Origin of the sequence: Bacteroides sp. 3_2_5 (assembly GCF_000159855.2) — a bacterium.
GTDB lineage: Bacteria > Bacteroidota > Bacteroidia > Bacteroidales > Bacteroidaceae > Bacteroides > Bacteroides fragilis.
This window is the reverse complement of the sequence record NZ_JH636044.1, coordinates 2,952,505-2,967,006: the sequence shown is the minus strand read 5'-3', so window position 1 is coordinate 2,967,006 and position 14,502 is coordinate 2,952,505. Positions and strand designations below refer to the sequence as shown.

Sequence of the window (14,502 nt, the reverse complement as noted above, 5' to 3'; positions counted from 1 at the left end):
TAAATAATTAATCGGAATATAAATAATTAATCAGTGAAAATCCGTGTAATCTGTGGTGAACTTAAAACAAACATACCAATATGAAACATACTTCTAAAAATCTGTGGAAGCTACCGGTGCTTGTCTGCCTGTTGGGCATAGCGGCTTGTGAAGAGCGGGCGGATGTCGTGCCGGTCGATGCCGACACGAAGCCCGTGGAGGTATCCCTATGTTTCGGCTTTGCCGATGAAGAGGACGGGTATAACCTTTCTGCCTCTGCCGACACACGGGGGAGTGATTCCGGGCAGGACGGTGCGTTCACCGCCCGGCCGGTGCCTGCCGTGCGGACCCGTGCAACGGAACCGAGTCATCCGGATGCGCTGTACCAGTTCTATTTGATGCAATATAAGGCTGACGGGACTCTGATGGGCAGTGTGCAATCCAAAGAGCAGATCACTGCGGGAACGGATTTCTCTACCCTGGTGACATTGACACCGGCCACGAACTGCCAGTTGGTGGTGATTGTCTGCGGGAAAGGAAATACGACCCCGAGTATCGGCGGCAGCCTCGCCAATGTGCAACAACAGGTGATGGACGCCGATCTTTTCAAAAAGACGATTCCCGCCGAAGGTTTTACGCAGGATGATATCAACAAGATGCCTTATATGCTCCATCTGCCGTGCGTGAACGTGACGAGCGATGGTAAACTTCAAAGTCCGGACGGGAGCTATGACGCCCGTCTGCTGCTCAGGCGGCTGGCAACACGGCTGACGGTGAACTGGGAAATAGATGCTGCGCTGAAAAACGCGGGTTATGCCCTGAAAGAGGTGAAACTTTGCCAGATCCCCGCAGCCTTCCGGTTGCTTGCATCACCGGTGGAGACGCAGTGGGGTATGACCTATCCGTCCGAAGTAGTTGAGTTTATCGATTACTATCGGCTGACGAATGCCTCAGAGTTGGCGGCGGGAAAGAAGACCGTGTGGATACCTGCCAACGTGCGCGGCACTTCGGCGAAGGCCACTTCACCTTATTACCGTACAAAAGAGAATGCCCCCACCGCCGCATCGTATGTAGAACTGGTGGTGGACAATGCCGTCAAGAAAGAACGGCTCTATTATCGTGCTTACTTGGGCGGACAGGAATCAACGGACTTCAACCTCTATGAAAACAAGGATTACACGTGGAAACTTTCCGTCAAATCGACGGCTTACCAGACGGATAAACGCATTCAACTGCTGGACCAAAGTCCGGTGCAAAGCACCAATCTGGTGGAGACATCCAACTGCTTCATGATGAAACCCGGTACGAATATCTGTTTTAATCCGTATAAGCATGAAGCGAAGATGAATGGTTACAATGTTCCGCTGAGTGGTTGGAATACACATCTGACGGATGGTTCGACGCTGGCCGATAACAAAAAAATAACGGATGTTAAGTTGGTCTGGCAGACGAAAGACGATGCTACATCGGGCGATTTGGTGATGGGGTATGCCATCAGTGGAGACGACCATTCGAATCTGGCGCGTATCACTGACGGAGGTGATTTGCAAAAAGCCCGTATCCACGTCAAAGTGCCGGTGAGCAAAGGAGGAAATGCCTTGATTGCCGCCTATTCCGGCAGTAAAATAGTATGGAGCTGGCATCTCTGGATAACCGATTATGTACCGCAGGGGATTACTTCCTCTGTCACTTATGCCCAGGCACAACAGTTGACACAGAACGGAAGCGTGCATCAATATGCCACTGCGGCTTTCAAAAGCAGTGGAATGCATGTCGGGAAGGTGATTATGGACCGAAACCTGTGCGCGACTGCCGGAGGATTTCCCGGTGAGAATGCTTCATTGCTGGAATTTGCAAGGCGGATAGGCTATTTGTACTATTGGGGACGCAAGGATCCGTTCTTGGGGTCGACAGACGGAACGGCGAATGAACTCAATGTTATTTATGATGGAGAAGGACGAGGGGTACAACTGGAAAAGGTCGCTTACTCCGATATAACATTAGTAAATGGCAATACGCTGCAATATGTCATTGAACATCCCGACCATATTATAACAGGTTCGAGCAGCGATCAGAACCAAAGCAAATGCTCTTGGTATAGTTTGAATGAAACTACTGCGGACTATCAGTATTTGTATAATAACTCTAAAACTCTTTATGACCCTTGTCCGGCAGGATGGAAGATTCCCCATCAAACAGTGTATAATGGCTGGGGCAAGAGCCAGGCATATTGGTTTAATGTGAATGGAACGTTTGTGGAAAATGGTAGTACACACGATCGGGGTGGACGTCTGTATAATGTATCCGGTGGGAATGGTGTGCCCTCTCCTCGTACAGAAGATAATACAGCCTGGTTTCCGGTTACGGCATACCGATCCTTTAGCGATGGAAAATTGATATTTAATGGAAGTGCAGCCGGATACGAAGGAACGAATACGATAGCAAAGAATGGCAATAATTACCGGATATATTATACAAAAATAGCAGCAGGAGAATTGAGTACTCCGAATAATGCTTGGGGAATGATCGGTGAGCCTTATCCGTTTCGATGTGTACAAGAATAATAATGATATGAAACAGATTTGGAAGAATAAATGGTTAATGCTCTTGGGAGGCATGACGCTTCTTGGAGGGTTGAGTGGATGTGAAGATCGTCCGGAGGGTACTGTTCCTTTTCCTGAAGGTGAAGAGGTGACGGTATCGCTGGTCTTCGGCTTTGCCGAAGATTCAAATAATGAAGGAGGTCAACGGCTCGCCTCAACGGCTCGCCTCAACGGCTCGCCTCAACGGCTCGCCTCAACGGCTCGCCTCAACGGCTCGCCTCAACGGCTCGCCTCAACGGCTCGCCGTTAAAAACAGGTGCTGCCGCTTTTGATGTAACTCAGGCAGTGGACGCAGTTACCCGTGGCGTCCCGGCCGTTCCCACTAAGCTGTATAATCTGGAGATACTCCAATACAATAGAAACGGGACCTATCAGAATGGTAACAGTTATGGCACTGTAGAACTCGGCACCCACCTGGATGTGACGCTGAATGTGATGAATGACTGTCAATTGCTGGTGGTGGCACGTGGAAACAAGGATGCGGTAAAAACTTTAGTTGGTAAGAATCTGGAAGATACAGAAAGTACAAAGGGGGTAAAGAGTATGGATATAGATGCTTCGATAATCAATCAGATCGATCCTTCGACAGCAGACGCTATCGACGCCATGCCTTATGTGCTCCATCTGGAACATGTAAACGTGGTGACGGGAACTGACGGTAAGGCTGTCATTCAGAGTCCGGAGGGCAGTTATGATACCCGCCTCTTGCTGAAGCGCCTGGCTGCACGACTGACGGTGAGCTGGAACTACACCGTGAGCGGTTATGAACTGAAACAAGTCCTGTTGCAGAGCGTCCCGTTGAACTATACGCTGGTTCCCACAGCAGACTCGAATGGCACTTATCCCTCTATTCTGGACCAGTTTCATACAGTAGAGATCGATATGAGTAAAGGCAATTCTTATTCTTGCTGGATCCCGGCCAATGTACGCGGCGAATCTCCTGCGGCAAACTCCGATCTGCAACGCACGAAAGCGAACGCGCCGAAGGGAAGCTCTTTTCTGAACTTTGTAGCCGTGAATACCACGGATCCCAAAAAGAAACTGGATTATCGTGTGTACATCGGCGGGAAAACGTCCTCGGATTTCAGCCTGAACAATAATACGGAGTACAGCTATGCGGTGAGTTTTAGCCATACGGGTATCCCGACGAATGACAAACGTGTGACCTACATCGATCCCGTGCCCGCTTCTGAGAACAATGACAATCCGGTTCCGACGGCCAATTGCTTTATGGTGGCTCCCGGTGGGGGTTTCTGCTTCGACCCGTTGGTTTATCAGAGTGACGGAACAGAGAAAACGAATGAAACCTTGAAGGGCTGGTGCCAAGGGGGAGGCATCGTTAAGGTGAAACTTCTCTGGCAGACGAAAGAGGACGGGGACATCGGCGAGCCGGTGATGGGTATCGTCAACTCTGCTGAGGACCATACGAACATTGTAGACATCAAGCGTACGGACGGAACGGCAGTGGGACAGAATCCCGTTACCGATAAGGGGCAATGCCGCATTTATTGCCGGGTGGCTCCGGGCACGACGGGCGGAAGCGGTGTGATTGCGGCTTATGATAGTAGTGATAACATACTGTGGAGCTGGCATGTGTGGGTGACGGATTATCATCCGGACGCTACGGGTAATGTGGATGTGCAGGAACCGTTGACTAAAAGAAAACTGAAGTTTACGTATGGCAACCATTCGGATCAACGGCCGATGATGGACCGGGATTTGGGGGCGATGGCAGGGTATACAGGAGTTCCTCCTTCGGATGTAGAGAAGTTTAAAACACATGGATTTCAATATCAGTGGGGGAGAAAAGACCCGTATCCGAGCAGTTATTCGAATAAGCCGATTAAAACGGTGAATTTACCGGCAAAGATAACGGAACCGATAGTGGGTATCATGAGTTTATATGGGTCGGACGGGGTGAAGTTTTTACCATTCGATCCGTCATACAACGGACGAGCCGGTTATCAGATGGCATACCGGAATCCTTTGACTGCCTATAAACCGTCGGGAAGCCAGTATTGGTTCACAGATGATGTCACCAGTTCGATATCCGGTGCCTGGGCTACCGTTAAGACTGTGCATGATCCGTGTCCGGCGGGATGGCGGGTAGCGAAGGCGGAGGAGTATTACTCTTTGTTCAGTGATAAGGGGTATAATGGGACGTTGCCGAGCTATTCGACTAATAATATGAATATGAATAATTATAATACGCAAGGAGCCGATAAAGGTTTTGTATTGCGCTATGATGAGACGGATCAGTCGAAGACTACCTATTTCCGATTGTGTGGATATTATGCTGACAGAGTGTTTGTCCAAATAGGTTATTTCGATTTTATATGGTGTTGTAATTGTGCTAAAAATGGTAATACTTATCAGGCGAGGCATTTACAGTTGGTTTCTACAGCATCTGATCAACGGAGAGGTATCAATGGAATTAATAATGAAGGGACTTTGAGTGCGATGCTTCCTTTGCGTTGCATACAGGAAAAGGACTGACAGAGGAATCAATTTCGATCTTTGACATACTGGAATAACGGAAAACAATTTCGATCTTTGTGCATAATAGCGATGATCTAAAAATAAAGTGGATATGAATGTAGATTCTATGATCTCTCGTAAACTTCCGATTGGAATACAAAATTTTGAGAAACTCCATACAGAGGGTTACTTCAGTAATCTGAACCAGTTGCAGGACATCAGCCTTCATCCGGCTTATACTACCCTGTGCGAACGGACAGACGTACGAGGAAACGATGGAAAAGTTTACCCGCCGATATGACGGTTATCACTTCAACTATCGCAACTGGGAGGGGATGTTCAATCCTTTCAGTGTGCTGAATATGCTCTCGACGGGTCGAAAACGGTACACGATCCTTGTCCGGCAGGCTGGCGTATACCCACAGAAGCAGATCTAAAGGTGCTGGCCGGTTATAATAGCAGTATTCCAGCCACTGCGCTGTCAGATGGAGGAATGTTGCTGAAGTATGACGCAACGGAGAACCGCACTTATTTGAGGTTCACCGGATATCCGATAATATAATCGCGGTTGCTGGATAACAGGATTATGATGCGCACACCACTCGTTGTGTACAGGAATAGGAACGGAGACTGATTACCACAAAGTAACACAGAGTCGATCTTGTAGGGTCCACTCCGTGCTACTCTGTGATGAAAGCATTAAAACAAATTGCCTTTTGAGCAAAATTCATCTTCAGTTGTTATTTACAGATATAAGATAATCCATACATAAAATTAATATCATGGAGAAGAATATTTTCAAACTGGACAATGAACAACTGAAAGGAATCGCACACACATTCCGGGAGAAAGTGGAAGAGGGATTAAATAAGAATAATGCTGAAATACAATGTATTCCTACCTTTATTTTACCTAAGGCGACCGATGTTAAAGGCAAGGCTTTGGTTCTGGACCTGGGAGGTACCAACTATAGAGTGGCAATTGTCGATTTCTCAACCGAAAAGCCAATCATCTATCCCAATAATGGTTGGAAGAAGGATATGTCGATTATGAAGTCGCCCGGTTATACCCGTGAAGAGTTGTTCAAAGAGTTGGCCGACCTGATTGTTGAAATAAAGCGGGAAGAGGAAATGCCTATCGGTTATTGTTTTTCTTATCCGACCGAATCGATACCGGGAGGCGATGCAAGATTGCTTCGTTGGACCAAGGGGGTAGACATTCGGGAAATGGTGGGACAGTTTGTTGGGAAACCCTTACTCGACTACCTGAATGAAAAAAATAAAATCAGATTTACAGGAGTTAAAGTGCTGAATGACACGATTGCCAGTTTATTTGCCGGGCTTACCGACAAAAGCTATGATGCTTATATTGGCCTGATTGTAGGGACAGGTACAAATATGGCAACTTTTATTCCGTCTGACAAGATAACGAAGTTGGACCCGGAATGTCACGTACAAGGCTTGATTCCGGTCAATCTGGAATCGGGAAACTTTTATCCTCCCTTCCTGACTGCGGTGGACGATACTGTTGACGCAACTTCTGACAGTTTGGGTAAACAGCGTTTTGAGAAAGCGGTATCCGGCATGTATCTGGGAGATATCCTGAAAGCAGCTTTCCCTTTGGAAGAATTTGAAGAGAAATTTGATGCAAGGAAACTGACTGCTATTATGAATTATCCTGATATACACAAAGATATCTATGTTCAGGTAGCCCATTGGATCTATAACAGATCGGCCCAGCTCGTCGCTGCCTCTCTTGCCGGATTAATCGCATTGCTGAAATCGTATAATCGAGATATCCATCGGGTTTGTCTGATTGCCGAGGGCAGTCTTTTCTGGAGTGAAAGTCGGAAAGATAAAAACTATAATATCCTTGTAATGGAGAAATTGCAGGAACTTCTTCGTGAGCTTGAACTGGAAGATGTCGAAGTTCATATTAATAGTATGGATAATGCCAATCTGATAGGAACGGGGATTGCGGCATTATCCTGATTGTAGACAGTTTGTATTTGCCCTGATGAAATATTCATCGGGACAAATACAAACTGTAAACCTCGCCCGTCGAGGTTAGTCTGACCGGGATGGACTTATTTTGCGTAGAGTGGATGCGCCCGGATCGGGCTTCTACATTGCAAAGAAAAATTGAGATGACGATGTTACCGGCCGGTAAATTAGCGATTATCTAATTTGAGACAGCTTTTTCGGGGCGAGGTGTTTTTTTATTTCTGTTTAGAAATGCTCCATTGACCGTTCTTGCAACTGACGCTGATCGTATCGTTTTTCCATTGGTTGTCCGCACGTTCGAGCAGGATACTTCCTTCAGACTCGGGTGTGTAGAGTTCTGCTTGCACAGAGTCGGCAGCAAATACGATGTAAGTGGCGTAAGTAGCATTGTCTTTTTGGGTTTCGCTGATTTTCAGTCCTGCTTCGAAGGGACGAATACAATCTTTCTTCACTTCACTCCATACGTATCCGGCAGAGCCGACGCAACCGTGTTCGTCTTTATCACTTCCCGGTATAACTGCTTCTTCAGTCTTTGCTTCGCTTGCGGTGTCCTGTCCGGCTTTATTGGATTTGCATGCCGAAAATGCTATTGCCGTGCAAAGCATGGCCGTCCATAAATAAGTTTTCTTCATAATAAAAGTTTTTTCCTTTCTATTAAACTTCATGTTTTGATAATTATATTCTATAAATGCAATAAACCTTGTATTACTGCTTGGATTACATTGCTTTTTTATTGTATTCGGTTTAAATTTTATTGAATGGGAAGGATCATAATAGAAATTGAAAAATAGAGATTGCTAACATTCAGTGGATTAACCTCAAAATAAGGTATGCTCTTGGTTGTTTGTCAGTCTAAGTTAAATCGATCTTTTATGACCGATTTAACTTAGACAGGAACTTACTGTATGATTTTTCCTTCTTCGGTAATCAGAAGGATGGTTAGTTCTCCATTGGGGAGCAGCACATCGCAGTGGCGGTGGCATTGTTCGATCAACAGGGAACAGAAAGCCTGCAGTTCGGTTTCAGGAAGGATGTTCCAAAGTTCACGTGCCAGAATGATATGGTCGATTGCCTCTATGCTGGAGGGGGTACATCCACACCGTCGGGCAATTTCTTTGAGGAACTCCTTGTTCATGGTGACTTTCTTGCTGTGTGTGTCGAGGTGCCCTTCCGCCAGTTTCACAGCTTTACCCATCATCACTCCCAAGGTCAGCCGCGAGATGCCGAGTTCGGCTGCAATTCCGATCGTTTCGCCTATGAAATTGCCATAGTGTACAAAAGCCTGCGGCGGAAGTTCCGGATAGAGATTGCGAATATATTTTTCGCTTTTGGCTCCCGAATTGATGACAATACGGCAAGCACCTGTAGCACGTGCCACTTCCATCTCCTTACGAATGGAACGGACGAAAGCTTCGGAAGAAAAGGGTTTCACAATACCGCTGGTACCGATGATGGAGATTCCGCCTACGACACCCAGCCGGGGGTTGAAAGTACGTGCGGCGACTTCTTCACCTCCGGGAACTGAGATGGTGACATGGATGGGAACGTTTGGCAGGTATCGATAGTAGTACCGGATGCAATTCCTCAGATTGTCGATAATCATTTGCCTGGGAGTGGCGTTAATGGCCGGACCACCTACTTCGAGCCCGAGTCCCGGCAGGGTAACTGTTCCTACACCCGGGCCACCATGGAAGACGAATTCCCATGTTTCCGGAGTTTGTACAGGTGCGTTATTAGCCTGTTTCGCTTCTGCGAGGTTCAGGGTTAAAGTGGTTACAATCGGCAGCCCACTGGTTACATCGGGGTCGTCTCCTCCATCTTTGATGACGGTAGCGCTGACTTCAATTTTCTCGTCGGAGAATGTTCCGGATACGGATTGGCAAGGAATCTCAATCGTTTCGCCACTGGGAAGGACGGTATGGATATTCCGGTTAAAATCCTCGAGTATGGGATTTTTCAGTTTTCGAAAAGCAGCTATGGCAGCGGCTGCGGCACAACTCCCGGTAGTGAGTCCGCTACGCAATGGGAAGTAATCGGGCAGCATTTTCTCAAGGGTACGGCGGAGACTGTTTACTCCGTCTACTGTTATATCGTAATATTCTAATTCGGGATGGAGAAGGATGTAAGGAGTTGCCCCATATTCCAGGATCATGTCTTTCTTTTCGGTGAATCCTCCGGACTTCCCACTCTCTTTCAGGACGACTGCCTGGGGAGACAGTTCTTGCAGGAGTTGGGACAGATTCTCCGTTTCGGGATGATAGTACACCAGATGATCTTCTGGGAATCCGGCTTGACGGGCTATTTCACGGGAGCTGTCACGGTCGAGAATACGGAAGTAACATTCATACTTCTTCTTGGTCCATAAAGATTTGAATCGGGCGATGGACTGGACGCCTGTCAGGAAAAGAAATCTGTGACCCTCTTTTTCTTTCTTCAACTCGCGCAACAGATCCCGATTGTCATATTCAAATTTAAAAGGCAAATCATCAGGGTCGCAGTTGTCTTCGAAAATCGGGTTGAGGTAAGAGCGGTCGTAAATGCGTTCGTATCGAATGCAGGGAATGCCGAGATCATGCGCAACATCGGTTACTGTATCATGCAGCTTTTCGGCAAAGGGGTGGGCGGCATCTATCAAAAGGCGAATGTCGTTTTGGCGACAGAAAGCTTTCAGGGTTCTCCGGGTCATGGCGCCGCTCAGGCGTATGCCATGATGCAGGTAGATATCCTGTTCGTCACCTTTGGTTGAGTAATAATAAGGTTTCCCGGCTTCTTCGATTACATTGACGGCAGCCCGTCCTTCAGTGGTTCCTCCAAATATAAGTATCATGATTATTTACGGAATAAGTGTTTAAATTGGTGAGAATATAGTCGTGACAGTCCTTCCCGATTATCGATGGCATCGCCTACGACAATCATGGTAGTCAGAGTCAGATGGTTTTCGTTTACGATCTTAGCTAAATCCTGTAATTGTCCGCGAAAGATGCGTTCGTCTTTCCAGGTCAGATGATAACAGGCAGCTACAGGTGTAGTGGGCGGATAGTGCTCGAGGAGCTCTCGCTGAACCTGATCGACTACGCCTGCGCTGAGGAAGATGCACATGGTGCTTTGCGAACGTGCCAGCAGGCTGAGTTTCTCTTTCTCGGGCATCGGTGTACGACCTTCACCGCGAGTGAGGATGATGGTCTGTACCCTCTCCGGAATGGTGAATTGGGATTGGAGAGCAGCGGCAGCGGCCTGAAATGAAGAGATCCCCGGAGTGATGTGGTAATGCATACCATATTGGTCGAAGAAATTCATTTGCTCCTGGATGGCACCATAGATACAAGGGTCGCCTGTATGCAGACGGACTACCAACTGTCCACGGTCATAAAACTCTTTCATCAAGGCAAATTGCTCTTCGAGAGTCATGGAAGCCGAACTGCGTATGGTAGCACCGGCTTTGGCACATTCTGTCAGTTTGCGGGGGACGAGACTGCCGGCATAAAGTATCAGGTCGGCTTCTTCGAGAAAGCGACGTCCGCGTACGGAGATCAGCTCCGGATCGCCGGGACCGGCTCCGACAATTTCGATGTGTCCTTGACGTACGGAGGCAGCGTCCATGGCGATGGCTACAGTAAAGTTAGTGCCTTTTTGTTTGGGTAGGAGTAAGGGACCGCCTCCGGAAGAGAGTAGGGCAGAGGCTTCGGATACACTGGGAGTACCCATGTGCTTGTTGACCACTTCACTTGGAGTGGGCACCTCTATTTTGCTGAGTTGACTGGCGGTGTAAAGCCGGGTCTGATAAGCCTCTGCAAGTAGTTTGAGCACCGGTTCGTCTTTTTTTTCTTCAATGGAAGATACGGTACGTATGGCAAGAGGGATCATGTTGGCTTGCACCACAACATCCATCAGATGGGTAATGACAGTATCCACCGGATGGGCATCGCGGGCCAGTCCGATTCCCATATGCAATACCGGTGGGACGTAGTAGAGTGCCGGAGTGTCAGAGGTGTTGTAAATGAATGGAGTGACAAGCAGAAGCAAGTCATATTTCCGGAGATCCATATCCTCAAATTTGTAGAATACATCGACGTGAGGAGGCAAGGTATGTTCCAACTGTGTTGTGCCTTCGTCGCGAATGTCGAGTAATAGAGCTGTTGGTTTGCAATCGACAAAGAGTGTGATCAGATGATTCATATCCGATGATTCGGCCGGGACTGTTTGCCAACCGTATTTTTTGCCAAGAGTATCGAGAGCCCAAAGACCGGTACGGTCACTCCGGGTGGTAATCACAGGTTCGGCTCCCAGAATGCTTGCCACATACCGGGTCAGTCCGTTGGCTCCACCAATATGTCCGGACAGGACAGAGACAGCATAACGTCCTGTGCTGTCTACACAGACAACGGCGGGATCTTTATGCTTGTCTTCAATATGGGGAGCAATGGCACGGATACAAATTCCCATAGCTCCGATGAAGATAATAGCATCGAATTTATGGAATATCTCAGGAACGGCCTCCTGAAGATTGGAAATAGAGTGGCAATCTGTGTCTGTGCCGGTAGAAAAGATCTCTGATTCGGGAAGTTCCTGTTCCAGTGTCTTGGCCAGTGCTATGCCGGCTTCTGATATGACAATAATGGCTGTTTTCATATATTTTTATAGATAAGGAGAGTCCGGAGCTGAAGCCACCAGGATCTCTATTGGATTATATTCATTTATTGCGACTCTTGTTCCGCCGAGAAAACAGAGTCCGGATTCGTTGGCGGCTTCGATGAAATGCGTTTTACTTTCTTCGGATACGGAGTTGAAAACGATGCGTGCTCCGGGAAGAAGCTTATGCCGGACCCGGGATATGATTTCTTTCAGCCGTCCGCCATGTCCGCCGATAAAAACTGCATCGGGACAGGGATAAATGGCGGTATCTGTTTCAAGAAAGTCACCGATGACGGTGGTAATGCCCGGAGTACCGAAACGCTGGCTGTTGATTTCCATCAGTCGCTTGCCTTCGGGGCGGATCTCAAAAGATGTGACATGCAGATGGGGAAATTGTAATCGGGCTTCGATAGAGACGGAGCCGGTGCAGAAGCCGATATCCCAGAAAGAAGTCCGTCGGTTTAGTTCCAAGGCACTCAAGGTGAGCAGGCGGATAGGGGCTTTGGTGATCATCCGGGCACGTCCGTCAAGCAGTTCGAATGCTTCGTCGGGGATGCCGAAGAAGCGAGGGGAGAGTATTCCTCCGTTTACAGATTGCAGTCCGTCACCTGTAGTTAAAATCAGGCAATTGGGATATTCAAATGTTTCTGCGGCTGCCTCTTCAAGCGTCATCCCGCGAATCAGTTCTTTTGCCGGATGTCCCAGATGTTCACCTATGTACATGGTATAATCGTTGTAACCATAGTCCAGCATCCGGCTTGCAATGGTAGCAGGCGTATGTTCGCGATCGGTGAGGATTCCCATCTTGGGAGTACGTTCTATCAATGCACGATCAAATCCATGCCATGGACGTCCGGTAAGGGAGATGGTGCGCATATCATCGTAGGGCATCACTAATCGGTGTGCCAGCGTTTGCAAAGAGTTAAAAGAGGGATAGAGCCGAATCTCCGCATCGGGCAGACGTCGGCGGATCGTGTTGGCAAAGCCGAAAAAGATAGGGTCACCCGAAGCAAAGACAATGATATGGGGATGTCCTGCATAACGGGCGAATACCTGGTCGAGAGGAACGGTGATGTCGATCCACTTTGCTCCGGCAGGGAGCAGTGGGGTAACAATGTCGTGATGGCGCGCTCCTCCTGAAAAGACACATCCTTGGTCTATCAATGCTTTGACGGAAGGTGAGAGGTAAGGCGAAGGACTGTCGTCGAGACCTATAACGGTGAAAAGGTTATGGGGTGTACCCTCTTCCGCTCTCTTCCCGACAGGGAGAGAAGAAAGAGTAGGTCGGGTTGTTTCTGAGGTCTTCATTCTTTTTATATAATGAACGATTCTAATAAATAAAACGTCTGTATACTGGTCGTCTGCTATACGTCTCTTCCGGGTCTGAGTTGTTCCGCATCGGGATAGCAAAGAATGGCATTTACCAGGGTGGCAGCCAGATTACTTCCGCCCTTGCGTCCTTCCACAATCAGTTTGGGGATGCGGGTGAAGGGCTTTGTCATGTGTTTTGACTCTTCTACATGGACAAACCCTACGGGAGCGGCTACGATACCTGCCGGTTGCGCTTTCTCTTTCCGGATCAGATCACAAAGTTCCATCAGTGCTGTGGGGGCATTACCAAAGACAAAGAGTGCATCGGGATGTTCTTCCACAGCCAGGCGGATGCCCGCTTGTGTACGGGTGATCCCCTTTGAAGTTGCCATTTCGGCTACTCTTTCATCGTTCAAGTAACATTTCACTTCTACACCCAGACGCTGCAATGCACCTTTACGGATGCCGGAAGCTGCCATCGTTACATCTGTTACAATAGTCCGCAGATATCCTGTACGGATGGCGTCATAGAGAGAGGCCACAGCATTGGGATCAGTGTAAAGCAGACGTTCCATCTCGAAGTCGGCTGTCGTATGGATAGCATGCAATAAGGCCCATTTCCGGTCGAGTGGAATATCACGGTTCTTCAATTCCGTCTCGATGGTGCGGAAACTGCGTATCATGATGTCTTGTCCGATACCGGTTGCTTCACTGCGTGTTTCGCGATAGTATCCCCGTGGAGTAATTATGTTTTGGTTAAATGTATATGTTTGTGAGTTACCAATCAGAACGACCGTAAACATATCCACAGTTTCCGGATCGAATGCGGCGAGAGTGGTGATGTGTATTTCCTGTTCTTCACGACCAGCCTGCCGAACATAGCCTACAGGGGTTTCCGGTGAGCGTCCTTCGCGCAGAAAGATTTCGCGCAGACGATACATTTGCCAATAGCGCCCATCACTCTTGGGATTGTATACAGCCGTCACAAAGTCGGCCTGGGCTGCAGCGAGGATACGGCGCTCGATACGTTCCCATGGTGTCATCAGGTCTGATAGAGAGATGACACAGAAGTCATGCCCGATCGGTGCACCAAGTAGTGAGGCCGCTTTCTGGAAAGCGCTGATTCCCGGTAAGGCAATGATCTCTACGTTACTCTGACGTTCGCGTTTCATTTCGTAAATCAAGGGTGTCATGCCATAGATACCGGCATCTCCGGAGCTAATGACACAAACGGTCTTTCCTTGTTCGGCATATTCGAAAGCCTGTTCGGCGCGGGCACGTTCGCGTTTCATCCCGGTGTCGATACACTCGGCGTCCGGACGGACAAAATCACGTATAAAACGGAAATAATATTTATATCCCACCACTACATCTGCTTCGCGTACAGCGGCGAGCACGGCAGGAGTGATATCTTGTTCGCTTCCCGGCCCAATGCCGGCTACGATAATTTTGGATTGTTTCATAATGATAATCTATAGTGAAATTCTTGGATTCAT

The 14,502-nt window shown here is 48.1% G+C and carries 11 protein-coding genes; 6 read left to right on the top strand and 5 right to left on the bottom strand.

Features of this window, described 5'->3' with window-relative positions:
* Positions 1–80 precede the first annotated feature (80 nt).
* From BSHG_RS06045 to BSHG_RS06060, 6 genes are all read left to right on the top strand, one after another.
* Positions 81–2,543, top strand: a complete 2,463-nt coding sequence (locus BSHG_RS06045; RefSeq protein WP_008660396.1) for a DUF4906 domain-containing protein — start codon at positions 81–83, stop codon at positions 2,541–2,543.
* Positions 2,544–2,550: 7 nt separating this feature from the next.
* The gene (locus BSHG_RS0220585; RefSeq protein WP_232282869.1) at positions 2,551–2,832 is read left to right on the top strand and encodes a hypothetical protein; all 282 of its coding nucleotides are present in this window, start codon (positions 2,551–2,553) and stop codon (positions 2,830–2,832) included.
* A gap of 35 nt (positions 2,833–2,867) precedes the next feature.
* Positions 2,868–5,078: a DUF4906 domain-containing protein gene (locus tag BSHG_RS06050; protein WP_008660393.1), complete on the top strand. Its 2,211-nt coding sequence runs from the start codon at positions 2,868–2,870 to the stop codon at positions 5,076–5,078.
* 94 nt (positions 5,079–5,172) lie between these two features.
* A complete protein-coding gene (locus tag BSHG_RS23780; protein ID WP_005815735.1) occupies positions 5,173–5,361 on the top strand; it encodes a hypothetical protein in 189 nt (62 codons plus the stop codon).
* Entirely contained in the window at positions 5,336–5,497 is a 162-nt protein-coding gene (locus BSHG_RS23775) for an AAA family ATPase (RefSeq protein ID WP_080559960.1), read from the top strand. Before BSHG_RS23780 ends, BSHG_RS23775 begins: the two co-directional genes overlap by 26 nt.
* Before the next feature lie 345 nt (positions 5,498–5,842).
* The gene (locus BSHG_RS06060; protein WP_008660391.1) at positions 5,843–7,051 is read left to right on the top strand and encodes a hexokinase family protein; all 1,209 of its coding nucleotides are present in this window, start codon (positions 5,843–5,845) and stop codon (positions 7,049–7,051) included.
* Between the two features lie 227 nt (positions 7,052–7,278).
* Here BSHG_RS06060 and BSHG_RS06065 read toward each other — a convergent pair whose 3' ends face one another.
* From BSHG_RS06065 to cobJ, 5 genes are all read right to left on the bottom strand, one after another.
* Positions 7,279–7,695, bottom strand: coding sequence for a hypothetical protein (locus tag BSHG_RS06065; RefSeq protein WP_005788028.1), 417 nt, complete (start codon positions 7,693–7,695; stop codon positions 7,279–7,281).
* A gap of 266 nt (positions 7,696–7,961) precedes the next feature.
* On the bottom strand, positions 7,962–9,890 hold the full coding sequence (gene cbiD, locus BSHG_RS06070) for a cobalt-precorrin-5B (C(1))-methyltransferase CbiD (RefSeq protein ID WP_008660388.1): 1,929 nt from the start codon (positions 9,888–9,890) through the stop codon (positions 7,962–7,964).
* Positions 9,891–9,892: 2 nt separating this feature from the next.
* The gene (gene cobM, locus BSHG_RS06075) at positions 9,893–11,692 is read right to left on the bottom strand and encodes a precorrin-4 C(11)-methyltransferase (protein WP_008660387.1); all 1,800 of its coding nucleotides are present in this window, start codon (positions 11,690–11,692) and stop codon (positions 9,893–9,895) included.
* A gap of 6 nt (positions 11,693–11,698) precedes the next feature.
* The gene (locus tag BSHG_RS06080; protein WP_008660385.1) at positions 11,699–13,003 is read right to left on the bottom strand and encodes a bifunctional cobalt-precorrin-7 (C(5))-methyltransferase/cobalt-precorrin-6B (C(15))-methyltransferase; all 1,305 of its coding nucleotides are present in this window, start codon (positions 13,001–13,003) and stop codon (positions 11,699–11,701) included.
* A 56-nt stretch (positions 13,004–13,059) separates the two neighbouring features.
* A complete protein-coding gene (gene cobJ / locus BSHG_RS06085; RefSeq protein WP_008660382.1) occupies positions 13,060–14,469 on the bottom strand; it encodes a precorrin-3B C(17)-methyltransferase in 1,410 nt (469 codons plus the stop codon).
* Positions 14,470–14,502: the final 33 nt, after the last annotated feature.